The organism is Longimonas haloalkaliphila (assembly GCF_055379825.1).
Genome location: NZ_AP043948.1, coordinates 2,342,898 through 2,368,296, shown reverse-complemented (window position 1 = coordinate 2,368,296; position 25,399 = coordinate 2,342,898). Strand labels below are relative to the sequence as shown.

Here is a 25,399-nt window from a genome sequence, read left to right as displayed (position 1 = left end):
GATGCCGGGTGTCTATCGGATGAAGTGCGTCTGGTAGCGCTGGTCGAGGGCCGACTGCATGCGACGGGCGATCTTGAACGCGTCTTTCAGGTGGCGCTGTTCAAAGTCAGAGAGCGCGTCGGGGGCAACGTAACTGTCGGGAGGCGTGCCTTTGCGAAGCTGCTGGGCCTGGTGCCGCATGCGTACCGAAGCGATGAACGACCAGGCGTCGGTGAGGTCGTTGGCGTCGGACGACGCGAACGACCCGGTTGCGCCGAGGGCTTGCAGGCGCTCCAGCGTGTTTACGGGCGTAAGCCCCCGGTCGAGCGCATGGATGCGGGCCAGGTCGACGATGGGAACGAGTCCGTTCAGCTTCAGGTCAAGTGTTTTGGTTTCGCCGCCGTGGCGCTCCAGCACGAACTGCCGGAAGAAGCCGAGCGGCGGGGTGTGCTCAAGAGCGTTAACAGTGAGGCTGGCGAGGAAGATAGACTGGTCGGGCGTTCGGTTGAGCACGAAACGGTGCAGGTTGTGCCCGAGCTGCACCGCTCCGGCTACGGGGCGCCAGTCGAAGAAGATGCTGGCATGCATCAGCGATTTGGGATGCGGCTCCTCCATCCAGTCACGGAAGTAGCGCCGCCACGTCGACACCGGCTGCCGCCACCGGTCGGTCGTCGCCATCACGTCACCCGGACAGTAGACAAACCCGCAGGCGTTGAGTCCGTCGCAGACGAATGCGGCGAGGCGCTCAAAGTAGAGCCCATGCTGAATGCGGTCGTAGTCATCCGACAGCACGAGGGCGTTGTCCTGGTCGGAGTGAATCGACATTTCGTGACGGGCCTGCGAGCCGAGGGCCATCCACGCAAACGGGATGGGCGGCTGCCCGAGCTCGTCGTACGCCAGCTCGATAAGCCGCTTCGTGATAGCGTCGGCCACGGTTGTGATAGCGCGCCCCACGTCGGCAGGCTGCGCGGAGGCCTCGACCAGGTGCTGCATGAGTTGCGGCAGCCGGTTGGCTACAGACTGCAGGCCCTCGACCGAGGTCTGCTTCCACACGTCGCCCACCAGGTAGACCGGGTGATCAGCCTCCAGGCGCATCAGATCGGTGGTCGTCACCATCCCCACCACCTGCTCGCCGTCGACTACCGGCAGGTGATGCACGTTGTGGCGGCTCATGGCAAGAAGCGCCTCAAAAACGTAGGCGCTGGCCTGAATCGTGATCGGGTCGCGGGTCATGATGGTGTGGCAGGGCGCCCCGGGGTCGTGCCCTTCGGCCACAACGCGGTTGCGCAGATCGCGATCGGTGATGATGCCAAGCGTTTCGCCGTTCACGACGATGATTGAGGAGACGCGGGCCTTGGACATCCGGCGCGCGGCGTCTCGAATGGGTGCATTGGCATCGACGGTGACCGGCTCGCGCGTAATGAGGCGCTGGATGGGCGTCGTGAACGCCTGCTGGGTCTGCTGCTCGCGAATGGCGTCGCGCAGGCGGTCGGCATAAGCGCGGTTGAAGAAGCGGTCGACCACAGGGTGGTCGCTGCGCATCGCGTCGAATACGTCTGCCGGAAACTGGTAGAGCAGCGTGTCTTCGATGGTGGTGGCGCGGCGCTGCGCAGGGGTATCGGTGAGAAGCGCCGGGTAGCCAAAGAAATCGTGCGTATCGAGGCGCGCCACGAGACGGTCGGTGTCGTCGTGCAGCTCCACAGCGCCCGAACGAATGAGGTAGAGGGTCTCGGGGTCGGCCTCCAGCGGCAGTACCACGGTGCCTTCGGGCGCATAGGTGATCTCGATCTGCTGTGCAATGCGGCGCTGGGCCGCGTCGGGCAGCGTGTCGAACGGCGGCGTGTCGCGCACGAAGCGCAGCACCTCGGTAACTTCAACGGGCGGCGTAGACATAGTCGTCAGGAAGTCGTGCAGGAAGTCGTGCAGGGGAACCCTGCGAGCAGGATACCGGACACTGAACGGTGTGTTGTGGAGCGTGGCTGTCGGGTTGCGCTTCGGGGCGGTATGCGCAATGCGTTCAACGATTGCCTCACAAACATACAACGTAAATATATAACGCAAGATACAGCATACCTACGACTATTGCACCCGGATTGACGCGCACGGAGCGCTATGCTATACTGTGAAGCACTTGCAGGAAAAGCGCTTCCGAAACTGCGTATGCTCATGCTCTGGCCGTGCTGGATGCGCGCTTGCTGGATGCGCGATTGCTCTTTGTGCCGGAACCAGACGCCCCACCTCCTTCTGCTATGATTGCACTCCCCACGTTACACAGCGACCTTGCTCATCGGATGTCCGACCTGCGCGATGGGGCTCCCGATGTAGCTGCATCGCGCGCCCGGGTAGACGATGCCCTGCGCGACGATATGCCCCACTACGGCATCAACACCGGATTCGGGGCGCTGGCGCAGAAGCAGATCGCCCCCGACCAGCTCGAACAATTACAGCGCAACCTGTTGCTGAGCCATGCCGTGGGGGTGGGCGACCTGATCCCGAAGTCCATCACCCGGCTGATGCTTCAGCTCAAGGTTCATGCGCTGGGCCTGGGGTACTCTGGCATCTCTCCCACTACGTTTGAACGGCTGCTGGACTTCGTAGAGCTTGACTTAATTCCGGCGGTGCCCAGCCGGGGAAGCGTGGGTGCCTCGGGCGATTTGGCCCCGCTGGCTCACCTTTCACTTCCACTACTTGGCTACGGCGCATTCTGGACCCACGACGGCACCGATACGCGTCCGGCGCGCGACGTGCTCAACGCTCATGATCTTGCTCCGATCTCGCTGCGCCCGAAAGACGGGCTCGCGCTTATTAACGGGACCCAGCAGATGAGCGCGTATGCGTCTCACGTGCTGTATGAGGCGCACCAGTTCGTTAAGCTGAGCGACCTGGTGGCGGCCATGAGCCTTGAGGCGCTGCAGGGAAGCATTAAGCCGTTCGACGCTCGCGTGCAGCACGTACGTCCGCATCCCGGACAGGCAGCCGTTGCTGCAAATGTACGGCGGCTTCTGGAAGAGAGCGAGATTCTGGCGTCGCACCGCACCTGCGGCAAGGTGCAAGACCCCTACTGTCTGCGCTGCGTGCCGCAGGTGCACGGCGCCAGTCGCGACGCGCTCCGCCACGCCACCGAAGTTGTTGAGCGGGAGATCAATAGCGTGACAGACAACCCTCTTGTCTTTGAGAATGGCGATATCGTGAGCGCAGGCAACTTTCATGGCCAGCCGCTTGCTCTTGCACTTGACTACACAGCTATTGCACTGGCTGAGATCGCCAGCATTTCGGAGCGGCGCACCTACCTGCTTCTTGAGGGACACGACGGCCTCCCTGAGCTGCTGATGAATAACACCGGTATCAACTCCGGCTTCATGATTCCGCAGTACACTGCCGCTGCGCTGGTCTCTGAGAACAAAAGCCTGTGCCACCCTGCCGCCGTCGATTCGATTCCCACCAGCCTGGGCCAGGAAGACCATGTAAGCATGGGTAGCGTAGGAGCGGTGCAGGCACTACAGGTGCTTGAGAACGTCGAACAAGTGCTCGCAATCGAGCTGCTCACCGCCGCACAGGCGCTTGACTTCCGCATACCTCTGCGTCCGGGGCGCGGGGTAGAGGCGGCACACCAGCAGATCCGCTCGGCCATTCCTCATCGCACGGAAGACCACATGTTCGAGCCCGACATGAAGCGTGCACGGTCGTTTATCCGATCCTCTACCCTTCTCGACACCGTTGCTTCTACGTGTGCTCCGCTTACCTGATGGCGCACCATGGCGTCTCCGTAACGTTGTATCCCTTACTTCGCCTGATGGCGCTCTTGCGTCTGCTCTGCCTCAGCTCCCCCCTGCCACAGCCTTGACATTGACTTTCCTCTCCGATATACTCCTTTCATCGGTGTAATCTGATATCCTGCAACGAACAGCTGCATGTATTGCAGCACGTTTCTTTTTGAACATCCTGTTGAGACCGGCTGCGTCCCCCCGCTTGCCTGATAGGTCGCTTTAACAGATGCTACGTAGCGTTTCGTTGCGTCGTATAGACCTATCACAACAACATAGCATGACTATGTACTGGCAAACATGGGACCATCCAGAACTTCTTTTCTCTACGCTTGCATTCTTTCTCTTTTCGGGCCTCTTCGGCACAGCGGCAGTTGCCCAAGACAATGCCGTGACCAGCGAGGACCTCACGCAGCTCTTCCCTGAGACACTTGGCACCGCCACCCTGCAATCGGTTACCCCACAGTCTGGCATACTTGCTGCCGGACTGTACACTGACTTAAGCGATCTGCCTACAGAGCTCACAGCCGTAACGGTAGATCGCATGGAGGTTGCACCCGGTGAACCCGTTCTTATCGCAGGCGGAACTGTTGTAGTCAATTCTGACGGCTCCTTTACGCTGACCGACCCCTCTGAGGCCGGACGTTTCACTATTCAATACCCGGTTGACGAAGACAGCCGTACCACTGCGTCTGTTGCAGTAGCCGTGCAGGGCGGCGGTCCCACTGCCGTCGGCGTTGACTTCGAAACGTCTGTCGGCGAATCGCTCTCGGTTGAGGCCCCCGGCTTGCTCGCGCCTGCCCTTCTGGAGGATCACACCACGCAATTCAGGCTCGCCATTGGTCTGGGCGCGGCCGTTGAGTCGGCTGTCCAGGAACTGAGCTCTATGCAGATGATGGGCGCCACCGCAGCCAGCGATTGGGAGACCGAGACTTGGCCAATTCAGGGACAAGCCATGCACTACATGCACCTGCAGGGCAATAGCATCGCCTTTGCCCTGGTTGATCAGTTTATGATCAGTATGATGGCTGAAGATTTTGAGGACGCCGATGCGATGCGCGGTTTGCTTGAAGAGCTCGACTTCCACCAGTTCGAAGAGTGGGAGGCCCCCGGTACATACGCTGCGCATAGCCTGAGCCCTGATATCTGTCTCACCATCGACTGCTTCGCCGACCGCGTTGCCACCTGCGAGTCCGGGCAGATGGGTGGGCAACTGGGGCGTCGCCTTGGGGGGCTCTACACCGTTGAGGAGGCGACCGACGACGGCGCGTGCTTGATGTCGTTCATGTTTACCGCCAACCCAAACGACGATCTCGTCGACGCAAAAGTTTTCTTCGCTGTTGAAAAGGATGCCGATGTGCACGGCAACTTTCAGGAAGACATTATGGGCCCCATGCAAACCTGCATGGAAGACGAAAGCAGCTCCAGCCACTGCGGCGGGCCACTGCTCGACATGATGCAGTAGCATCTCGCCAGACCTGCATTGAACGTCTCCCCTCCCGCTGCCTCAGCAAAACCGGGGCAGTGTCTTCAACCTATCAACGACCTATTCACAACCTGATATAGCTATGCCTTATCGTAGTCCCGTTTCTTTGACGCTCGTTTTCGTTCTCATCTGCAGCCTCCTCAGCACCACGGTAGTTGCACAGGAACAGGCGGTATCGAGTGAAGACCTGACGCCGCTCTTCCCTGAGACATTGGGCGATGCTACATTGCAAGAGGTTAAGCCTGCCCCAGAAGGAGAAGGGCTTGTCGCCGTCGGCGAATATACGGAGGAAAGGACCGGTGCCGACTTCAGCGTGGTGCTCTCCTTTGGCAAGGATGTCAATCAAGCAGCTTTTCTCTCCGAGCCGCAGATCTTCAGACCGGCCCAGGCCGATGACTGGCACGCCGAGCACTGGTCTATGCAAGATCATGCCGTAAGCTACATGCATGCGGACGGAGAAAGTGGCGCCTTTGCTCTCATTGACCAGTTCATGGTTGTTCTGTTAGCGCGTGACGGGGCTGATGTAGATACTGTGCAAGCAATGATGCAAGACGTTGACTTCAATCAGTTGCACGACTGGGATGCCCCCGGTGCATACACCGCGCATGATTTAGGCGCTGACATTTGCCTCACCATCGACTGCTTCGCCGATCGCGTTGCCGCGTGCGAAGCCGGTCAAGTCGGCATTGAAAGTGTGCAAGGATTGTTCACCGTGCAAGGACCTACAGACGATGGTAGCTGCCTACTCTCGTTTGCGTACACGGCACACGCTCAAGCGCCAGAATCGATACTTGGCCAGGAGCTTTTCTTTCCTGTGCGTGCAAGTGCTGATGTGTTTGGCAGCTTCAGGGAAGCCATCTTCATGCCCATGATGGCCTGCATGAGTGGCGAGAGCGACTCCGCACACTGCGGCGGGCCCCTGCTTGAGCTGCGGCCGGAATAACCTCCTTGCAAGAAATTACAGAGCGTCTCCTTACCTCATACCGTCCCAATACGACCGGGGCGGTGTCTTTTTTCGATTTGTCTCACCCGTCATTCCACCCAATCATGCATTGGTACCCCCCTTTCTTATCAACACTCGCTCTTTTTCTCATGGTTAGCCTGAGTGTTCAGGTAGCCGTTGCCCAGGAAAACGAACTCGAAGAGGTTGAAGCGCTTTTTCTGGATGACATCCAGACTGAGTTCACGCAGGTAGCATCGGCTGCAGCCAGCGATATGCTGCAGCACAACCTATATCAGCTTGCTTATACCCCGTTTTCGTCACGTGCCGACGAGAGTGGCCGATCACTTGGCCGTGAGCGGATTCTCTACGCCCATGAAGGAGAACTGTACCCCTTTTGGAGACCAACCACCAACATGAGCATGCCGTTCTTCGATAACCTTATCGACGCGGACTTCCGCCTCGACACGGACTCGGCACGCGCGTTTCGAAATCTGCTGGTCACGCTGTCTGGAGACGACTTCTTCGACCCCGTAGAGACGGACGCAATCCAACAGCACGACGGCGAATGGGTCTTCCTGACTGGCACCTTTTTCAGCGATTACAAAGGCTATGTGGTTCGTGTAAATGAAGCAGGCCATGTTGAGGGCGTATCGTACGACCTGAAGTACATGCCGAGGTAGCCCCTTTCGGTCGTGCGCAAACCATAAAGGTTGACTTGGCGGCGAGAGCGCCCCGTCCGTCGCACGCATTCTCCTCGCGGCGACAAGGAATAAACGGGTAGTGGATAGACGTTAAGTGATGAAGCGATTTGACACCGTAGCTTCATTTTGGTTGCCCCCCCTCTCCCTTATTCCGCTTCGCTCCATCAGTCGCCCTACGGGCTCGTGTCGGGTTTCTCCCTTTTTCCAAGGGGGAGATGTCGGCAGGCAGCAGGGGTTTCAGCGGACTGTGATGAAGTAGCCTACGTGACAATCACTTACCATTGCGCCGCTACCGATAAACGCATTTTCGCCGACCTACTTAACTATTCCCTTTCAGGGTCACCGCGTCGTTGCCGAAGAGCTTCTTCACGCCGCGCATAAAGCCTGAAGTGGGCTCAATCACAAACTTACGGCTCCGCAGGCGCTCCGGACGGCGCAGTTCGGATGCATGCACGTCGAAGTAGAGCGTGCAGTTGCCCCGATGCTCCGTGCACAGGTCGCGCAGCCGGTTCAGTTTCGGCCGGTCCAGCGCGGCCGCGTCAACGTCCAGGACCACTTCGTTAACCATGCGCTCACGTACCTTCCACATGGGCATCACGTCTTGCACGATGACGGATACGGACGTGCCCCGCACCTCGGCGTTGCCCTTCACCAGCACCACGTCGTCTACGTTCAGGTACGGCTGGATGCGGTCGAGCACGCTGGCAAAGCACACCAGTTCGCCCTGCCCCGTGAAGTCTTCGACCTTGGCAAATGCAATGGGCTTGCCGTTTTTGGTGGTGCGCCGGTTTACTTCGGTGATGATGCCGCAGAACGTACGTACCGGACCGCGGTTGCGCCCGTCGCCGCCACTGGCGTTTGCAATCGCCTGCTCCAGCGCCTCGGTATTACCGAAGTGCGCACTTGCGAAGGCCTCGGCTTCTGCCGTGTACTCGTCGAGCGGATGGCCCGACACATAGACGCCGATCACCTCATACTCAGCCTTAAGCCGTTTTCCTTTGGGCCACGGCTCCACGTCGGGCAGCGACGGCTCCATCTCATCGGCCCCGACCCCGCCGTCTCCAAAGAGCGAGTTCTGCCCGGCCGCTCGGTCAGCCTGCACTTTTTGTCCGTAGCGTACGGCCATGTCGACTGCGTCGAGAAGCTGCGCGCGGTGCCCTTCGAGTTCGTCGAGCGTTCCCGCCTTCACAAGAGCCTCCAGCGTCCGCTTGCCTGCGGTGCGCAGATCCAGATGCTTGGTCAGATCCCAGATCGTATTGAAGGGCCCGTGCTCCTTGCGCGTCTCGATAATAGCTTCGACGGCGCCCGTGCCGGCGCCCTTGACCGCCCCCATCCCAAACAGGATGGCGCCGTCGTCGACCGTGAACTGTACGTCGCTGCGGTTGATCGAAGGCGGCAGGATCTCAATCCCCAGGCTGCGCGCCTCCTCCAGCACTACCGTGAGCTTATCGTTGTTGCCGATTTCGTTCGTCATGGCCGCCGCCATGAACTCGGCCGGATAGTGCGCCTTCAGAAAGGCCGTCTGATACGCCACAATCGAGTAGGCCGCCGCATGCGAGCGGTTAAACCCGTATCCCGCAAACTTCGCCATGAGCTCCCACACCTCCTCGATGGTCGCATCATCGACGTCTTGCGCACGAGCCCCCTGCACAAACTCGCCCTTCATCTCGTTCATGATCTTCTCCTTCTTCTTCCCCATCGAATTGTGGATCACCACATCCGAGGCGACGAAGTTAGCGTGCGGAGGCACGGCCAGGTCATAGACCCGGCGCGTTCCTACGGGTTCAATAGATACAATGGGATCCCACAGCACCTCTCCACGGGCAATATGCTGCAATTCCGAGCTATCAAATGCCTCGCCGAGTGCTTGCAAACGATGGCGGCTGAGCTTCCGCGATGGTGACGAGAAGTTAAGTCTCGACGACAAATTACCCCCTGGAAGCCCAACCTGCTCGCCTCCCTCTCGCCAAGAGCGCCCACTGGCATACTTTGCCCGTTTCACCTCATGTGTAACCGCTGCAGGCACATTGTAAATTGAGTGGCTACGCTGTCGCCCTGACGCCTGGTTCGCCAATCGGCGCAGCGCTTCTTTCTTTGCCCCCACAATGTACGACCCTACCGCCGATACAAACTGAAGAACATCGCGTTGGTCGGTTATGAGCAGTTCATAGTTATCTCGGTGCGTCGTTTCGCGCGCACGCCGTACAGTTGGAATTCCAAGACGAAGCAGCAGATGGGCAAGGTCATCGCGCAGCGTAGCGCTGGACGTGCTGTACGAGATTCTGGTCTTCTCAATCGAGCCATCAGTGCTGAACAGACAGCCTACAAAACAGGCCAGCCGTTCAGGTGTGTACCGGAAGACCTCCTCAGGAATACGCTTTGACTCGGCGCGTCCGATGATGCCGGTTTCACGAACCAGAGCCGTGATGGGATTTTTGGCCCCTTCCTTCCCACGGGCTGTCACGGTTTTGACGCCGGTCTTTGCATGCTCATAGGTCTTTGTTTCGGCGCCAAGCTGTGCTACAGCATTTTTGTACGCTGTAAGAACCGCAGGATCGCTGTTGTAGAATCGTGCTGTGGCATAGCCCTGCTGCTGTACCGTCTGTCCATCCCCGATTAGGAAAGCAATTGTCTCCACGCGTGCCCGCTCGGGCGCTTCACGTCCCGCTACCGGTAGCACGGAGGGCACGGCAATGGCATCCCCCTCCGACAGGTCAGATAGGCGTGCCCATCCGCGCACGGTGCGGAGCGGATGGTTTTCAGTGAGTGTGATTTCGCGCCCACTGCGTGTGGTAACGCGATAGACGGGTTTGCGTCCGTTGTCGAAGCGCTCTGTGACGCGGGTATGTGTGAGCTTGTACTCATCATCAAGTGTAAGAATAGACATCCCCGGTTCGACCTCATCGACACGGACCCGGTCTCCGGTGTCTGCATCGACGACAAGTGTATCACCCGTCACACAGCGGCGCAGAATATCCGCTTTGCCCAGCGTAAAGCCCCCCATCTCTTGGGCCATCTGCATCACCTGCTCCTGATAGACCGGGATGCCATACGTGGGCTCCAGAATCTCTTCGAGCATCGGATGCGGATACTCCACCGTCTCCTGGCCGTGCTTCCGGGCGATGTACGTGGGGATGTTCTCCATCGGCCCTGGACGGTAGAGGGAGTTCATCGCGATCAGATCGTTAAGCTCTGTCGGCTCCAGCTTGCGCAGCCATTCGCGCATCCCGGTTGACTCAAACTGGAAGATGGAGACGGTTTCGCCGCGCTGAAAGAGCTTGTAGGTCTCTTCATCATCAAGCGGAATCTCGTCGATGTCGATGTCGACGCCATGTTTCTTTTTGATCAAATCGAGCGTGTCGTTGATGACCGTCAGTGTTTTGAGCCCGAGGAAGTCCATTTTCAGCAGACCGAACTCCTCGACCCAGTCGCCATCGTACTGGGTGGTCATGACTTTTTCGCCCTTGCTCTTCGACACGCTCACGGGCACGTAGTCGCTCACCTTGCCCGGTGCAATGATCACGCCCGCCGCGTGCACCCCGGTATGGCGCGCCGAGCCTTCGAGCACGTCGGCATACTGCATCATCTTGCGAATCTTGGGGTCATCGGCCTGCTTAAGCTGCCGAAACTCGGGCACCTCTGCATAGGCGTCATCGAGATCTACCCCGACGCCGTCAGGAATCATCTTCGCGATGCGATCGGCTTCGCTTAGGGGGATGTCGAGCACGCGTGCCACGTCACGGATGACGGTCTTCGCCCCCATCGTTCCAAACGTGATGATCTGGCACACATTCTCACGCCCGTACTCCTCGACCACATAGTCGATGACCTTTGAGCGACCGCGGTCGTCAAAGTCAATGTCGATATCCGGCATCGACACGCGCTCCGGGTTCAGGAAACGCTCAAACAACAGGTCGTACTTGAGCGGGTCCACGTTTGTGATTCCCAGACAATAACTCACGCAGCTCCCCGCCGCCGACCCGCGTCCGGGCCCCACACGCACGTCAAGGTCGCGCGCGGCCTCGGTGAAGTCCTGCACGATCAAGAAGTAGCCTGCGTATCCCATCTGTTTGATGATACCGAGCTCATGATTGAGCCGGTCGACCACGCGCTGCGACAGCGGTTCGCCATAGCGCTCCTTCGCACGCTGAAACGACACGTGGCGCAGATAGGCGTCCATGTCGTCGTCGAACTGATCGGGAATTGGGTAGTGCGGCATGAGCAGGTCGCCCATGGGCAGCTCAAAGTCGCACTTGGCGGCCACCTCTGCCGTGTTTGTCAGCGCGTTCTGCTGAATCGGATTGGGCAGATCCGAGAGGGCGTCCATCATCTCGTGGGCACCCTTCATGTAGAACTGATCGTTCTCGAAGCGCATCCGGTTCGGGTCGTTGTACTGCTTGCCCGTCTGCAGGCAGAGCATCACATCCTGCGCCTCGGCGTCTTCCTGATCTACGTAGTGAACGTCGTTGGTGCCGACCACCGGCACGTCGTACTCGCGTGCCCAGCGCACCAGCACCTCGTTGCACGTCTTCTGATCGCCGATGCTGTGATCTTGCAGCTCAATGTAGTAGTCATCGCCAAAGATGTCGAGGTACATCTCGAACACCTGCCGGGCCTGCTCCTCCCCTTTCTTCAGAATTGCCTGCGGCACTTCTCCCTGCAGGCAACAGGTGGTCGCGACCAACCCCTTGTGATGCTCGCGCAGCAAGTTATGGTCGATACGCGGCTTGTAGTAGAAGCCATCGGTATACGACTTTGACGAGAGCTTGATCAGGTTCTGATAGCCCTCTTCGTTCTTCGCCAGCAGCACCTGGTGGTAGCGCGTCTTATCGGTCTTATCGTGGATCCCGCTGGGCGTCAGGTAGAACTCGCATCCGATAATCGGCTGCACGCCCTTCTTGCGGGCCGTCGTGTAAAACTCCGGCACGCCGTACAGATTGCCATGGTCGGTAATTGCTACAGCCGGAATCTGCTTTTGCTTGGCCCGGTCGAGCATCGTGTCGATTCCGGCGGCTCCATCAAGCAGTGAGTACTGCGTATGGCAGTGCAGATGGCAAAATTCGTCGTGCATAGCGCGGGGGCGATTCGAGGGTCAGGAATGGTCGGCGCGAGGGGCCTACCAATGAAGCACATAGCAGGCGCAGGGTCAATACACACGGTATGAAATACTGGATACGGCGGCGCGGCTGCGCGCTGGGCCGCCATGCGTGCTTCACGGCCCCCCTCTGGTGCGAACCTGCGCCTTGGTGTTCTCGTTGAGCATGCGCGCTCGCATCCTCAACCACCAGCCCCCTACCTTGCCCCCGTGCTACACATTCTGTACCTCGATACCGAGCACGTCAGCGATCCTCTCTTCTTAGACACGCTTGCGCAGCAGTTCCACAAGCACCCGGTCGGCCACCGACGCACCCTCATCGTGCACGGTAGCAGCGAGAAAGTGGAACGCACGTTTGAATCCGACGGCGTCTTTATTGAACGCGAAGACGGGCTCCTGCCTGTTGAGACCGAGAAGCAGCGCCGCCTGGTTGAACGCGACCTGCGCGAGACGAATCAGTCGATCGTGGCGGCACTTACCGATCAGGTGGTGCCAACGGTGGGTGTGCAGGGCACCGACCGGCAGCTTCTGCATCGCACCGAGAGCGGTGCCATAGAAGCCGCCCCTAACCTGGGCTGGCTAGATGCCCTGCTCAAGCAGCACGTTGTGGCGGTCGTCTCGTCTATGATCGATGCGCCCGACAGCCCCATCGCCGAAGAGGTGCCACTATATGAGGCCGCAGCAGCCCTCGGAAAGTACTTCATGCGCAACGATGTTACCGATGCGCCGGTACAGGTCGTCTTCTTCCACCCGAACGACACGCCCGGCATACGTGGCGAGAACGGCACGATACGCGACCGTCATGCGCCGCCCTCTCGGTCAGACGACGTTCCCCATGCCGCGGCCCTGAGTCACCTTGCCCAGGCGGGTCTACTGGCCTTGCTTACCAATGTGCAGGCATTTTTCAGCGGTTCTCGCCCAGAAGGGACCGCGATCGTGGACCCTGGTTGAACGTTTGGGTAAATTGGCGTCAAAGATGCACGCAAAAGCAATTGGCCCGAAATATGGCTTGAATGCCGTTGAAAGGGGTTTTATGTTTGTGCGCTTGAAATCAACGACCTTTCGTACCTTATCAAACGCTTAGTTCAGTTATGAGCACTTTTGAAGAACGCTACAGCCAGCTCACCGACCTCATCGCCGACGCCGAAGAGGACCTCATGAAGTTCTATGAGAAGGAAAACAAGGCCGCTGGCACCCGTGCTCGCAAGAGCATGATGGAGCTGAAGAAACTGGCCCACGAAATCCGCCAGGAGATTCAGGATATCAAGAACGAAGAGCTGTAGTCGCATCCGGCGGGCCGGTCTTGCGCACGCAACCGTTGCGTGTAGCAGCCCCACGCGCGGCCTATGGGCCCGTGTGCGTACCGCCTGAGTGATAAAGGGCCTGTTTTGATTTCTTAATCTGGGCTCCGTGCGACTCCGCTGGACCGGGGCCAAAAGTCATACCCCTGGTGCAAATTGTCCCCGATGTGGGCCTGTAGTCCCACTACGAACCTCCATCGAGGCCCAATTTTCGCCGCAGCGGCGCTTGCTATCGCCTACAACCTAACCCCTAAACAGGCTCTACGACAAGCGTAATAAGGAGGTACGCCGTTATCACTTGGCGTACCTCCTTATTATTTTGTATTGTACGTGTGCATTGCGTACTGTATGCGCAACTATACGCCTACGTCCTCCCCTACGATATTCTTGCGCAGCATCCTGCGCTACCTGCCTGTGTCGGGCGTTCCTCGTCGGGCGTTCCTCCCTGTACTATCTTCCCCCATCCTATTCGCGCACGCCCTGGATATGCCAAACCGCTGTTCGTTGCCTTTCGGGCCTTCCTCGCTGAGCCCCTTCCTCGTTGCACTCGTCGTGCTTGCAACATGTCTTTCCTTGCCTGCCATTCCGGTGAGTGCCCAGAACATGCCCTCTCCGCCTAGCGAACCCGACCCACCCAGTGAGGAAGAGCCCCATCCGTGGACTTATGAGCTGGGCACGCGCCTCTCCGGATCGCAGGCCGCTTACAGCAACTGGCAAGAAGGCGGCGTGAGCGCAATCTCTGTATCGGCGCTGCTGGATGGCGAAGCCAAACGAACCACCCACTCGCTGACCCAGCTCTACCAGGCACGCTTCCGGGTCGGGTTCATCAATCAAGAAGACGAGCCCTTCCGCAAGTCCGAAGACGTCATCCGCCTGCAGATGGCACTGCGCTACCTGGGCGACGACTTCTTCGAACGCTTCAACCCCACGTTCGCCTCCGTACTGCGCACCCAGTTTGCCAAGGGCTTCAACTTCAGCAGCGATCCGTTTCCCGATAGCGATCGTGAGCCCCCCATCCTCGTTTCTGATTTTCTTGCCCCTGCGTTCTTTACGCAGTCGCTCGGTCTCACCTACGACCCAGCCTCCTGGTACACGCTCCGCTTTGGTGGGGCAACCAAGCAGACCATCGTTCGCAGCGAGGGTCTGCGCGTGCTCTACGACGTCCCCGAAGACAACCTGCTTCGCTTTGAAGCCGGGGCAGAGGTAAACAACATTCTTGACGTGCGCATCATGGAGAACGTGCGCTGGCGCTCCACGCTCAACATTTTTCTCTCGTTTAACGAGGTCGAAACGCCCCCAGACGTAACCTGGGAAAACACCGTGTCGATGCGCATCAATGACTGGCTGAGCACCGAACTCGAGCTTGTAGCGCTCTATAACGAAAACGTGGTCGATGCCATCCAGATCAAAGAGGTGCTGTCGGTAGGCATCACGTTCAACCTGATATAGCATATAGCCCCACGACTGTCCCGTAGCCTATGATCGTGCTGTAAGCCTATGACGCGCCCCTGGCTCGCTGCACTCTATGCTGTCGTCGTTGCGCTGTGCTGGACGGTGCCTCCCCTCGCTACCCTGCACTATCCAGCAGGGGTTGTATGGGCCACGACCGCGTTTTTTGGATCGGGATGGTTCGCCTGCTGCCTGTTCTCACAGCAGCGCACCCCCGATCTGCTTCAGACGCTAAAGGCCCATCTGCCACTGCTCCTGATCCCGCTGGTCGGACTCCTCCTCCCCGGGCTCTGGCGCACGCACTGCGACCTGGTTGCCGGGTTCGGCTATTTCCTGCTGTTCCCGCTCAGCTCGGCGCTCTTTGCGACTGCCCTCGCCTACTGGATAACCAGCCGCACCGACCGGTACGCCGGCTGGCGCCTTACCGGCGTGGGCCTGCTCGTCATCGCCGGCGGCACGCTCTACGACCTGGGCCTGCACCCGCAGTTCTATACCTATAGCCACGTGTTTGGCGGCGTGCTCGCCCCCATCTACGACCGCTTTCTACCGTTTCATCCCGGACTCATCGCGTTCCGGGGCGTTACGCTGCTCTGGGTTGCGCTGCTCTGGGCGCGTGGGCACGCGGTGCGCTACGGCTGGTCGCTGCCCAGCGCCGGGGTCGCAGGGCCGGTTGCGCTCGCCCTCGCTGCCGCCTACCTATTCAGCGGCGAGCTCCGTATCAACACCACCGCGCAGACGCTCCAGCAGTCGCTGCAGGGCCACCACCCCACCGCCCACTTCGACGTCTACTACGACCCGGCTGACCTCGACTCAACCGAGGTAACCACCATCGGCGATGAGCTTGAGTTTGAGCGCGACCGCCTCATCCACGACCTCGGCGCCGGATCGGAAGCGCCCGCCGGCATCCGGGTCTACCTCTACCCCGACGCCGACACCCGGGCGCGCCTCACCGGAGCCCATACCACCAGCGTAGCCCCTGTCTGGCTCGCGCAGCCGCAGATGCACCTGCTCACCGCGCGCTACTCGTCTATGCCCCACGAGCTCGCGCACATCATGACGCGCCCGTACGGCCTGCCGCTCGTTAACGCCTCGTGGTCGGTCGGCCTTGTAGAAGGCTGGGCTGTGGCCCTCGAAGCGCCCACGCGGCGCCCGCATCCACACGACCAGGTGCTCGCCGTAACCCCCTCCGACGCCCTCCCCGATCGCGCCACGCAGGTCAAGCGCCAGTGGTCGCCCTTTGGCTTCTGGACGGCCCGCGGCGGCGCCTCGTATACTGTGTTTGGGTCCTTCATCCAGTCCGTCGCCGATCGGCACGGGCACCCCGCCATCGCCGACGCTTATGCCTCCGGACGCCTCGCCTCTGCGACCGGAGCCCCCTTCGAGGCGCTCACCGGCAACTGGCTCCGCACCCTGCGCACGCAGTCCCATGTGAACGTCGACGCCCGCCCGGTCGCGCAGCGGCGCTTCCGCCTCCCCAGCTTCTTTGAGCTCGACTGCCCTTACGAACCAGTACCCGCCCAGACCCGCTACGACGAGGCCCAGGACGCACTCGCTACCGGCGACACCACCGCGGCCCTTGGCGCCCTGCATGCCGCCCTCGACCAGGCCCCCGGCTTCGCCCGGTCCCGACACCAGCTCGCCCGCATCCATCTCGACCAGCAGCGCCCCGATTCTGCGTATCAGGTACTGGGGGATGCAGACACCCGTGGACCCACCGAATGGATGCTCGCTGCCACGGCGCGCATGCAGCTCAACCGGTGGGCCGCGGCGGCCCGTGCGTACCGCGCCGCTGAAGCAGCACTCCCTCGCGCGTCGGTGGAGGCCCGTACCCGCATCATCGCCCGCGCCCTCGACGCCGATGCCGCCGCCGCTGTCGAAGCCCCCACACCCGACTCCACTTGGCAGCGGCGCCTGCGCACCACCGAACAGACCCTGCACACCGATAGCCTGAACTTACGCGCCGGGCGCGATGCAGCCGTCGCCGAAATCCAGACATCCGACTTGCCCCGAGGCTGGCGCGACATCTGGATGCTGCACCTCCATATAACCGCGGTAGCGTCCGCTCGCGACCGGGGCGACTGGCCGCTCGCACAGCGCGTCGCCTGCGAGGCCCGGGCAGCGGCACAGCGACAGAACGCTCCTGCCCTGGAACGCACGCTCGCCTACGCCGCTCGGCGGGCCCACTGGCACCAGACCGGCACCATCGGGGCTGCCTGCCCGGGCGAACCGGGTAGGTGACACATCGTTCAGCATCATATCGTTCAGCATGGTCCACTACCATCGCATGGAATGGCGCTCACGATCGCGCTACTGATTCCCTCGTTCAATAGCCGCCTTGCATGTTTGGTTGTTCATCGTGTCCCCCACCCGAGCCAGAGAGCTGCTCGTCCTCTTCTGCTGGCACGCTCCTTGGCTCAATTGGCCTCTCTTCATGCAGCCTGATTCACATGCTGGGCCTCGGGTTGCTGCTGCTGGTGCTGCTTGCGGGTTGCGCGTCGACCGATGAGATGCACGACGAACGTACCGGCGAGACCGAAGCCCCATCCCTACGCCCCACGCTCGCCCCGACCGACACCACCGTACACACCATCCAGCTTTACCAGGGTAACGACGAGCGGGCCCTGCCGATTATTTCGGTGAACGCAAGCAACCAGCTCACCCTCGCGTTCGACATCCTGACCGAGGACGGACGCCCCCTGAGCGTCTATTTCTTCCATGCCGATCGGAGTTGGCAGCGCGACCTGAGCCCGTCGCAATACATGGAAGGCTTCATCGACGATGCTGTGCTCGACTATCGCCCTTCGCGGGGCACCGACGTGCCCTATGTGCACTACCGGTACCAATTCCCGAACGACACAATCGGCTTCACCGTGAGCGGCAACTACATCGTGCGCGTCACTGAACAGGGCCGTCGCAACGACGTGCTGTTCGAGCGCGCGTTCTACGTAACCGAGCAACGCGCCTCAGGACAGATCGATATCGAGGGGCTCCGCCGTCCCGGACAGCCCCTGCCTCTGCAACAGCCCTCGCTCCTCTTCACCCCACCAGCCGACCTGCGTGGGAATCCGTTTGGGTACACGGTCTGCTTTGCACGCAACGGACTGCGCGAAGCGCCGCGCTGTAGCGAGCGTCCGCTCTTGAGCGAGCAGCCCGCACTGGCGTTTGAACTCGACCGCGAAGATGCCTATGCTCCTACCACCGCCCCGAACGTGGTCGACCTGAGCAGCCTGCGCACAAGCCGAAGCATCGCGCACGTAGACCGTACCCGTCGTCCGCCTCGCATTGAGATTGAGCCCGACGACGCCCGCTTTCTTGGCGAGGACCGCTTCGAACCGCTCGACGGGCAGACCCTTGTGCGTGCCGCGCTGCGCCAGCTCTCCGACCCCGAAGTCTCTGGACAGTACGTAGACGTGCAGTTTACGCTGCGTCCGCCTGAGCCGGCTGCTTCACGCCGCGATATCTTCTTAACGGGCCCGTTCCTGCACAGCGACGAGGGCCTCCGCATGTCGTGGGATGCCACTACGGCAAGTTATGTCGCCACCGCCCGTATGAAGCAGGGCATGCACGAGTACAGCTACCGCTCTACCGACCCCGGCCTGCAGTCCGTGCTACAGGAACAGCTAATGCGCCGCGAGAACCGGTATATCACGTTTGTCTACTACCGCGATGCCTCGCTCGGTACCGACCGGCTGCTACACGTTCAGACGGCACGCTCCCGGTTTTAACGCGCCCCCCTCTCGGTGTCTTTTTTCTCGCTGGTAGCCTTCCTGCATCATGAGCCTGTACGTTCTCCTTGCCAGCCTGCTGATTATCGCAGCTATTGTGAGCACAGGCGTGGCCCAGCGGGCGGGCGTGCCGGCGCTCGTGCTGTTTGTGGGGATTGGCGTAGTCGCCGGCAGCTCTGGCGTAACGTTTACCAACTACGAGCTGGGCGTCAACATCGGGATGCTCGCGCTGGCCGTCATCCTTCTGAGCGGCGGCCTCGACATGGAGGCGAAGCTCTTTCGCGCCTCCCTCGTGCCTGCCGGTCTTCTTGCCACCGTCGGGGTGCTCCTTAAAACCGGCGTGATGGGCCTGATTGCCTGGTGGCTGACGCCCCTCGACCTGCTGGGCGGACTCCTGCTCGGAGCCATTTTGGCGCCTACCGATGCGGCTGCCGTGTTTAGCGTGCTGAAGGGGTGCGGACTTCCCAAGCGCCTGCAGGGCATCCTCGAAACCGAGTCGGGCACCAACGACCCCATTAGCATCTATCTCACGATCCTCCTGGCCTCGGCGCTCACGACCGGGACGGCCTCTATTGGCACTATGGCCGGAGGCGTCGTGCTGCAGCTGGCCGCTGGTGCCGTGCTGGGCTACGGCATGGGGCGTGGACTCGTGCTGCTGATTAACCACGTGGAGATCGACAGTCCGGGACTCTACCCCGTGTTGGCCCTGGCCGGTGGACTCCTCACGTACGCAGCAACCGATCTTGTAGGCGGCAACGGTTTCCTGGCGATCTATGTGGTGGGCGTGGTACTGGGCAATGCGCCCCTCGTGCATCGCCACAACATCCAGAACTTCATGGATGGCGTAGCCTGGGGCGCTCAGATCTCCATGTTTCTGCTGCTCGGGCTGCTTGTCGTCCCCGCCGACCTGATCCCGCATATTCCCGTAGCCCTGCTCCTGACCGTTGGACTCGTGCTGGTGGCGCGTCCGGTGTCGGTTGTGCTTACGCTGGCTCCACTTCGACTGGTGGGCGAGCGCTTTCGCTTCTCGCTCCGCGAGCAAGCGCTGCTTTCGTGGGCCGGGCTCAAGGGCGCCGTTCCGATTATCCTCGCGATGGTGCCGCTCGTGAACGAACTGCCCGGAAGCACCTTCATCTTCAACGTCACCTTTGTCTGCGTAGTTGTAGGCACAGCCCTGCAGGGCCTCACGATCGTGCCGCTGGGCCGGTGGCTGGGCCTGGCCACGACCGCTCCGCCGCCTCCCTTACGCACCGAGCTGGCCGGCGCCGCCCCACCCGGTAGTGCCGTCCTCGATGTGCTCCTCGAAGCCGAGGCACCCGCTGTTGGCGAATGTCTTGCCGATATCACCATTCCCCCGCACATGGTCGTTGCTGCCCTGGTCCGCGACGGCACCCTCATAGCGCCGCGCGGACACATCCGCTTCCAGCCGGGCGACCATGTCTACGTGCTGACCGAGAACGCCGACACCGAACGTCCGCCCGATGCATTCGTAGCGCCTCCTGAAACGCCCGAAGCCACTCCCTGACCTGACACGCTTAGCTCATGGCTGCTGACAATGACACGCTTACCGCTGCTGCCCGGTGGGGCGACGCCTTCACGGCCCCAATCACTTCCGACACGGTTGCATTCCAGACGCAAGACGCGGCCTACCCCCGCCACCACGAGGCTTGCGCCGGGAGCGATGACGTCACGTTTCATGACCTCGGCGTCAGCGAAGAAGAGCGGCCCATCTATGGCGTTACCGCAGGCGACGGTCCGCTGCACATAAGCTGTATTGCGGGCAACCATGCCGATGAGCCCGTAGGTCCCGAAACGCTGCGCTACCTCGTCGACCAGCTGCTTTCTACGACACCCGACGCCTCCTGGCGCACGGGCATTCGATGGACGATCGTACCGCACACCAATCCTGACGGCGAGGCGCGCAACCAGCCATGGATCGAGAAGTGGCCCAGCGCCGAAGCCTATCTGCGTCACCGCGTGCGCGAACTTCCTGGACGCGACATGGAGTTCGGATTTCCAGATATGCGTAAGGAAAACGAGGTTGTAAGCGACTTTCTGCGCGCACAGGGGCCGTTCGACGCGCACCTGAGTGCGCACGGCATGGGTGTTGCCGCCGGCGCGCTGCTGCTGATCCATCCACACTGGGGCTACCGCACTGAGGCGCTGCAGACGCGCTACCAGACCGTTGTGGCTGAAGCGGGGCTCGGCATGCATGATCATAACCGCCAGGGTGAGAAGGGCTTCTTCTGGCTTGGTCCCGGGTTTGCTACCACGCCAAGTGGCAGCGGAATGCGCGCCTACTTCCATGCCCAGAACGACGACGCGATGGCCAACCGTTTCCTGGACAGCTCCATGGAGTTTGTTGCTTCGCTCGGCGGCACCCCGCTTTCGGTTGTCACCGAGCTGCCGCTGTTTGTGCTTGACTCGGCTACTCCCGTTGGCGGCCCGCCGCCGCGCTACACCGACTTTAAAGAGGCGCTCCCCCGCATCCAACAGGAACTCAAAAAGCACGATACGTCAGACACGCTCGACACGTTTGGCCTGCGCCTGCTCCCGCTGCACACCGCAATGCAGATACAGGGACATGTCATCGGAGGCATAGTGGCTACCTGCCGTGCTGCATAAGCTGCTGCATAAGGAAACGCAATGCAGAGGGCAATGCATAAGAAAATGCACGTAGCGTCCCTTGGGCCGCTATGGCACACGCTATGGTACCCAGGCATTCGGGACTCCTGCAGGCAGCTGTCTGCACTTCCTTATTCGTTAGCCCCATCTTATTCGTTAGCCCCATCCTGAATAGGAGCTACGCTATACTGGCGCTACACTATACTGGAACTGCTCCATACTCCTTAAACGCCATACCCTGTCGCGTATCATGACAATCCCATGAAAGGAAGCGCTTTTCAGCAGCCTCCTGTTTGAACATAGCGGCCCGCGCAGTATAGTAGCGGCATAGCGCTACTATTCCCTTTACTGAAGTACATCACGATGATAAAGAAACGCGAGTACAAGACGGTCGTCCGGGTCACGTTTGAGCTTCCTGGTGACATGGTCGATGACCATGCCGCTGTGGCTGGGAGCTTCAACGACTGGGATCCCAGCGAACTGCCCATGACGTACGTAAAGTCGCGCGACGTGTGGAAAGCTGCGGTTTCCCTGGAGCCCGACACCCAGCACGAGTTTCGCTACCGGGTTGACAGCGAAGCCTGGGTTAACGATCCCGATGCCGACGCTTACGCCTCGAACCCCTTCTTTGAAGAAAATAGCGTAGTGCACACATAGAAGCCTGCGAAAGCCCGCATGTTGGAATACCGCGGGTCTCTCACGGGCCTCTTAGAATGGCCTATACGTATGGCTTACGTGACGTATGGCTTACGTGCGGGCCATTCCGAGCGTGCACAGGAAGACCTGGCTGGCTCCCGCATGAAGCAACGCATGAGCTGCCGCCGCGGCGGTCGACCCCGTTGTGAGTACATCGTCGACTACAACCCATGCCCGCCCGGCGACACGGTCGGGCTGCGAAGCGGCAAACGCACCGGCTACGTTTCGCCATCGTTGGGTTCGGGCCAGCCCGGTCTGTGAGGCCGTGGGCCGTACGCGAGCCAGGATGTCGGGGCACGATGGCACACCGGTCGCCTCCGCGAGTCCCTTGGTAAGGGTTTCGCTCTGGTTGTATCCGCGCTCCAACCAGCGCTGTCGATGCAGCGGCACCGGCACAAACCCATCCGGCGTCCACGCCTCCGTCGGCACTACATCGGCCATCCACCGCCCGAGCGTGTGCCCGATATGTGGCTGGTTCTGGTACTTAAGCGCATGCTGCACCGACTGCAGAGCGCCCTGTGCGTCGAAAACCCACAGGCTCCGGGCATCTGCAATGACGTCGGCAGCCGCAAGACGCTGCAGGCGCTCCCCCACCGCCTGCGGGGTAGCCCGCTCAATACCGGCCGCGCAGCGCGGACACAGCGGCACGTCGGGCGCAGCCGTTCGCACTCCGCACTCCACGCACTGTGGCGGGTAGAGCACACCCAGTGCCCCATGCAGGCATGCGCGAAGCCATCCCGTTCGCACGGGCGCGGTTTCGTCGAACTGATTTTCTTGAGCACGCATCACAGTTCCCTCTTGATCCTCTGTAGTCCGCTGCAAACGCCCTCAGCTCAATTACGCAATTATTCGTCGTTTGCATGTGCATTGGGCGTTCCTGTATGATATACTATAGATCCGTAAAAGTCTACGGATCTACCTCGTATCCTCCCTTGAAACGCTTGCCTTCATCCTTATGGCTGATCGTGACCGCCGTGGTATGCTCATTAAGAACACCGGATCTGTCAATGAACAGGTTGCTATGGCATCGCGCGTAATCAAGCTCGGGCCGGGTGAAGAGGAGTTCATTACCCCTGAGGAAGTGCGCGACCCTAAACTTCGCGAAGCGCTACAGGTGCGGGCCATTGCTATCGTCCGCCCGGCAACAAAGGAAGAAGACGAAGCGCTCGCCAACCGGCTCGCAACGTCTTAGCTCCCTTCAGTACGTCTCTTTCTATCTCTCTTCTGGGCTCTCTTACCGGTCTGCATCCATGCATATCCTCGTCGTGGAACCGTGGTACGGAGGGTCGCACCGCCGCTTCCTGGACGGGCTCCGTGCGCACTCGGCCCACGAGTACACGTTCTGCACCCTACCCGGACGCCACTGGCGCTGGCGCATGGATGCCGCCGCGGTGTCTCTCGCAGAGCACGCCCGGCACGTCGTGTCTGAACGAGGCACCCCCGACCTGGTGTTCGCCTCTGACATGCTCGACCTGCCTTCTTTTCTCGCACTCATGCGGCCAGACTTCGCCAACGTACCGGTCGTGCTCTACTTCCACGAAAACCAGCTCACTTACCCGCGCCCGCCCGGGGCTGCAGCGCCGCGCACCTACGCGCTGATGAACTACCGATCGGCGCTCGCAGCCGACGCCTGCTGGTTTAACTCAGACTTCCACCGCACAGACTTTCTGGAGGCGCTGCCGGACTTCCTGAACCGCTTCCCGGATCCCCCCTCTGCCGCACTGGTCGACACCATCGAAGCGCGTAGTCAGGTGATGCATCTCGGCATGGACCTGGAACGCCTTGGCCCGCCCCATCCTCGTCCGCAGAACGCCCCGCCCGTTTTGCTCTGGAATCAGCGCTGGGCCTTCGACAAAAACCCGGAGGGGCTGCTCCACCTCGTCGAAGGGCTCAACGACGACGCAGTGCCCTTCCATCTCATTATTACCGGACGCGCGGTGGGCCAGACGCCCGAACCCCTCGACGCACTACGCACCCGCTTTGCCGACCGTCTGCTGCACATGGGCTTCGTGGAAGACCCCGATGTCTACACCGAGCTCCTGCACCGCGCCGATGTCGTTGTGTCGACGGCTCACCATGAGTTCTTCGGCCTCTCGGTCATGGAGGCCATTCGCTGTGGGTGCCACCCGGTCTTGCCCCATCGGCTCAGCTATCCCGAGCTTGTGCCCGACCGCCTGCACGATCCGCTCCTTCATGCCCCTACCCTCTACGACACGCCAGAAGACGCCCTTGCTCTACTCAAAGGCCTGCTGTCGGATACCCTTCGTCCGCTTCCCAAACGCACGCTGTACGACATCCCAGCCCAATTCGACTGGCCGCGCCGCGCTTCCGCCTTCGACCGCGCCTTCACTGCTCTGGAATAGCTGACCCACGATAACTGATCCGTGATAACTAATACGCAGTATCGGCCCGTGGTAGCCGGCGTTCACCTCTAACCATCCATCCTCAGAACCCTCCCCCCCCAACATGCGCTTCCTTCACACCGCCGACTGGCATCTCGGACGACTCCTGCACAGCCAGCATCTGACCGAAGACCAGGCTGCCGTCCTCAACCAGTTTGTCGACGCCGCACAGACTTATGAGCCCGACGCTATCATCGTAGCGGGTGACATTTACGACCGCGCAGTGCCTCCTTCAAAGGCCGTAGAGGTGCTCGACCAGGTCCTCTCTCGCCTCGTGGTCGATGCCGGGTTGCCCGTCTTTATGATTGCAGGCAACCACGACAGTCCCGACCGCCTCGACTTTGGCTCTACCATCCTCGAGCGCCAGGGCCTGCACGTGCTATGCCACCCCCGCACCGATCCTGTTGTGTTACGGGATGCGCACGGACCGGTCTACATCGCGGGGCTTCCCTATGCCCAACCGGCCTATGCGCGCCAGGCGTTTGACTCAGACACGTCTATTCGATCGCATGAAGACGTCGTATCTGCTCAGCTCAGCCACCTGCGCCCGCAGATTCCCGACAACGCGCGCTCCATAGCGGTTGCCCATATCTTCGCGCATCGCGGCACGATTGGCGACTCTGAGCGCACGCTTGTGGGCGGGGCTGAACAGGTGCCCACCGAACTGTTCGATGGGTTCAACTACGTGGCGCTCGGTCACCTGCATCAGCGGCAGCGCGTAAGCGAGAATCATATTCGCTATGCCGGCTCGCCGATGAAGTACTCCTTTAGCGAACACACGCATACCAAGTCGTTCTATGTAGTCGACATGAATGCCGAAGGCGCCTGTACGGTCGAACCGGTCCCGTTTACGCCGCCCCATGATCTGCGCTGCATCGAAGGCGACTTTCATGAGATACTTGACCAGGGCACCCGCGACCCCGACGCCGACGACTACCTGAAGATCACGCTCACCAACCGGGGGCCGGTTACCGATGCAATGGCGCGCCTGCGCGAGGTCTACCCGAACTGTCTCCAGATCGCGTTTCCGCGTGTAGAGATCGACGCCGACGACGATCTCGTGCCACCCGCCGACGACGACAGCCCAACCGAGATCTTTCGCGAGTTCTACCGCTACGCTACCGGAACGCACCTCAACGACGAAGACCACCCGATTCTCGACTCCGCCCTCGAACGCATCGATGCCAATCGCCGCAACGCGTAGGAGTCCGTTGCAGTGCGTTGCATCTCTCC

18 protein-coding genes are annotated in these 25,399 nt (G+C 60.8%); 15 read left to right on the top strand and 3 right to left on the bottom strand.

Features of this window, described 5'->3' with window-relative positions:
* Positions 1-12 precede the first annotated feature (12 nt).
* Positions 13-1,872, bottom strand: a complete 1,860-nt coding sequence (locus ACZ48V_RS09245; RefSeq protein WP_464538468.1) for a putative nucleotidyltransferase substrate binding domain-containing protein — start codon at positions 1,870-1,872, stop codon at positions 13-15.
* A 356-nt stretch (positions 1,873-2,228) separates the two neighbouring features.
* Between ACZ48V_RS09245 and hutH the strand changes: the two genes are divergently transcribed.
* From hutH to ACZ48V_RS09225, 4 genes are all read left to right on the top strand, one after another.
* Complete coding sequence (gene hutH, locus ACZ48V_RS09240) at positions 2,229-3,725, top strand: histidine ammonia-lyase (protein ID WP_464538467.1); 1,497 nt, start codon at positions 2,229-2,231, stop codon at positions 3,723-3,725.
* 304 nt (positions 3,726-4,029) lie between these two features.
* On the top strand, positions 4,030-5,208 hold the full coding sequence (locus tag ACZ48V_RS09235) for a hypothetical protein (protein ID WP_464538466.1): 1,179 nt from the start codon (positions 4,030-4,032) through the stop codon (positions 5,206-5,208).
* A 103-nt stretch (positions 5,209-5,311) separates the two neighbouring features.
* Entirely contained in the window at positions 5,312-6,172 is an 861-nt protein-coding gene (locus ACZ48V_RS09230; protein WP_464538465.1) for a hypothetical protein, read from the top strand.
* A 149-nt stretch (positions 6,173-6,321) separates the two neighbouring features.
* Complete coding sequence (locus ACZ48V_RS09225) at positions 6,322-6,852, top strand: hypothetical protein (protein ID WP_464538464.1); 531 nt, start codon at positions 6,322-6,324, stop codon at positions 6,850-6,852.
* A 340-nt stretch (positions 6,853-7,192) separates the two neighbouring features.
* On the opposite strand, the gene dnaE is transcribed toward ACZ48V_RS09225, so the two are convergent.
* Complete coding sequence (gene dnaE, locus ACZ48V_RS09220; RefSeq protein WP_464538463.1) at positions 7,193-11,944, bottom strand: DNA polymerase III subunit alpha; 4,752 nt, start codon at positions 11,942-11,944, stop codon at positions 7,193-7,195.
* Positions 11,945-12,076: 132 nt separating this feature from the next.
* Here dnaE and ACZ48V_RS09215 point away from each other — a divergent pair, with 132 nt between their 5' ends.
* From ACZ48V_RS09215 to ACZ48V_RS09180, 8 genes are all read left to right on the top strand, one after another.
* The gene (locus ACZ48V_RS09215; RefSeq protein WP_464538462.1) at positions 12,077-12,919 is read left to right on the top strand and encodes an acetylglutamate kinase; all 843 of its coding nucleotides are present in this window, start codon (positions 12,077-12,079) and stop codon (positions 12,917-12,919) included.
* A 140-nt stretch (positions 12,920-13,059) separates the two neighbouring features.
* A complete protein-coding gene (locus ACZ48V_RS09210; protein ID WP_464538461.1) occupies positions 13,060-13,251 on the top strand; it encodes a histone H1 in 192 nt (63 codons plus the stop codon).
* Positions 13,252-13,872: 621 nt separating this feature from the next.
* Positions 13,873-14,718, top strand: a complete 846-nt coding sequence (locus tag ACZ48V_RS09205; RefSeq protein WP_464538460.1) for a DUF3078 domain-containing protein — start codon at positions 13,873-13,875, stop codon at positions 14,716-14,718.
* Positions 14,719-14,766: 48 nt separating this feature from the next.
* Positions 14,767-16,956: a tetratricopeptide repeat protein gene (locus tag ACZ48V_RS09200; protein ID WP_464538459.1), complete on the top strand. Its 2,190-nt coding sequence runs from the start codon at positions 14,767-14,769 to the stop codon at positions 16,954-16,956.
* Between the two features lie 209 nt (positions 16,957-17,165).
* On the top strand, positions 17,166-18,443 hold the full coding sequence (locus ACZ48V_RS09195; RefSeq protein WP_464538458.1) for a type IX secretion system plug protein: 1,278 nt from the start codon (positions 17,166-17,168) through the stop codon (positions 18,441-18,443).
* Positions 18,444-18,492: 49 nt separating this feature from the next.
* A complete protein-coding gene (locus ACZ48V_RS09190) occupies positions 18,493-19,968 on the top strand; it encodes a potassium/proton antiporter (protein ID WP_464538457.1) in 1,476 nt (491 codons plus the stop codon).
* A gap of 17 nt (positions 19,969-19,985) precedes the next feature.
* Entirely contained in the window at positions 19,986-21,068 is a 1,083-nt protein-coding gene (locus ACZ48V_RS09185) for a M14 family zinc carboxypeptidase (protein ID WP_464538456.1), read from the top strand.
* A 363-nt stretch (positions 21,069-21,431) separates the two neighbouring features.
* Positions 21,432-21,725, top strand: coding sequence for an isoamylase early set domain-containing protein (locus ACZ48V_RS09180; RefSeq protein ID WP_353562311.1), 294 nt, complete (start codon positions 21,432-21,434; stop codon positions 21,723-21,725).
* 90 nt (positions 21,726-21,815) lie between these two features.
* Here ACZ48V_RS09180 and ACZ48V_RS09175 read toward each other — a convergent pair whose 3' ends face one another.
* The gene (locus tag ACZ48V_RS09175; RefSeq protein ID WP_464538455.1) at positions 21,816-22,550 is read right to left on the bottom strand and encodes a ComF family protein; all 735 of its coding nucleotides are present in this window, start codon (positions 22,548-22,550) and stop codon (positions 21,816-21,818) included.
* Positions 22,551-22,719: 169 nt separating this feature from the next.
* Between ACZ48V_RS09175 and ACZ48V_RS09170 the strand changes: the two genes are divergently transcribed.
* The 3 genes from ACZ48V_RS09170 to ACZ48V_RS09160 all read left to right on the top strand — a co-directional run bounded on the left by ACZ48V_RS09170 (position 22,720) and on the right by ACZ48V_RS09160 (position 25,370).
* Positions 22,720-22,956, top strand: a complete 237-nt coding sequence (locus ACZ48V_RS09170; RefSeq protein WP_464538454.1) for a hypothetical protein — start codon at positions 22,720-22,722, stop codon at positions 22,954-22,956.
* Between the two features lie 58 nt (positions 22,957-23,014).
* Entirely contained in the window at positions 23,015-24,127 is a 1,113-nt protein-coding gene (locus ACZ48V_RS09165) for a tRNA-queuosine alpha-mannosyltransferase domain-containing protein (RefSeq protein ID WP_464538453.1), read from the top strand.
* Positions 24,128-24,230: 103 nt separating this feature from the next.
* On the top strand, positions 24,231-25,370 hold the full coding sequence (locus ACZ48V_RS09160; RefSeq protein ID WP_464538452.1) for an exonuclease SbcCD subunit D: 1,140 nt from the start codon (positions 24,231-24,233) through the stop codon (positions 25,368-25,370).
* The last annotated feature ends 29 nt before the right edge of the window (positions 25,371-25,399 follow it).

Excerpts from the sequence above, each read along its gene's own strand:
- ACZ48V_RS09245 (WP_464538468.1), bottom strand. The coding sequence starts at position 1,872 with ATGTCTACGCCGCCCGTTGAAGTTACCGAGGTGCTGCGCTTCGTGCGC.
- hutH (WP_464538467.1), top strand. The coding sequence starts at position 2,229 with ATGATTGCACTCCCCACGTTACACAGCGACCTTGCTCATCGGATGTCC.
- ACZ48V_RS09235 (WP_464538466.1), top strand. The coding sequence starts at position 4,030 with ATGTACTGGCAAACATGGGACCATCCAGAACTTCTTTTCTCTACGCTT.
- ACZ48V_RS09230 (WP_464538465.1), top strand. The coding sequence starts at position 5,312 with ATGCCTTATCGTAGTCCCGTTTCTTTGACGCTCGTTTTCGTTCTCATC.
- ACZ48V_RS09225 (WP_464538464.1), top strand. The coding sequence starts at position 6,322 with ATGGTTAGCCTGAGTGTTCAGGTAGCCGTTGCCCAGGAAAACGAACTC.
- dnaE (WP_464538463.1), bottom strand. The coding sequence starts at position 11,944 with ATGCACGACGAATTTTGCCATCTGCACTGCCATACGCAGTACTCACTG.
- ACZ48V_RS09215 (WP_464538462.1), top strand. The coding sequence starts at position 12,077 with ATGCGTGCTTCACGGCCCCCCTCTGGTGCGAACCTGCGCCTTGGTGTT.
- ACZ48V_RS09210 (WP_464538461.1), top strand. The coding sequence starts at position 13,060 with ATGAGCACTTTTGAAGAACGCTACAGCCAGCTCACCGACCTCATCGCC.
- ACZ48V_RS09205 (WP_464538460.1), top strand. The coding sequence starts at position 13,873 with ATGCCCTCTCCGCCTAGCGAACCCGACCCACCCAGTGAGGAAGAGCCC.
- ACZ48V_RS09200 (WP_464538459.1), top strand. The coding sequence starts at position 14,767 with ATGACGCGCCCCTGGCTCGCTGCACTCTATGCTGTCGTCGTTGCGCTG.
- ACZ48V_RS09195 (WP_464538458.1), top strand. The coding sequence starts at position 17,166 with ATGCTGGGCCTCGGGTTGCTGCTGCTGGTGCTGCTTGCGGGTTGCGCG.
- ACZ48V_RS09190 (WP_464538457.1), top strand. The coding sequence starts at position 18,493 with ATGAGCCTGTACGTTCTCCTTGCCAGCCTGCTGATTATCGCAGCTATT.
- ACZ48V_RS09185 (WP_464538456.1), top strand. The coding sequence starts at position 19,986 with ATGGCTGCTGACAATGACACGCTTACCGCTGCTGCCCGGTGGGGCGAC.
- ACZ48V_RS09180 (WP_353562311.1), top strand. The coding sequence starts at position 21,432 with ATGATAAAGAAACGCGAGTACAAGACGGTCGTCCGGGTCACGTTTGAG.
- ACZ48V_RS09175 (WP_464538455.1), bottom strand. The coding sequence starts at position 22,550 with ATGCGTGCTCAAGAAAATCAGTTCGACGAAACCGCGCCCGTGCGAACG.
- ACZ48V_RS09170 (WP_464538454.1), top strand. The coding sequence starts at position 22,720 with ATGGCTGATCGTGACCGCCGTGGTATGCTCATTAAGAACACCGGATCT.
- ACZ48V_RS09165 (WP_464538453.1), top strand. The coding sequence starts at position 23,015 with ATGCATATCCTCGTCGTGGAACCGTGGTACGGAGGGTCGCACCGCCGC.
- ACZ48V_RS09160 (WP_464538452.1), top strand. The coding sequence starts at position 24,231 with ATGCGCTTCCTTCACACCGCCGACTGGCATCTCGGACGACTCCTGCAC.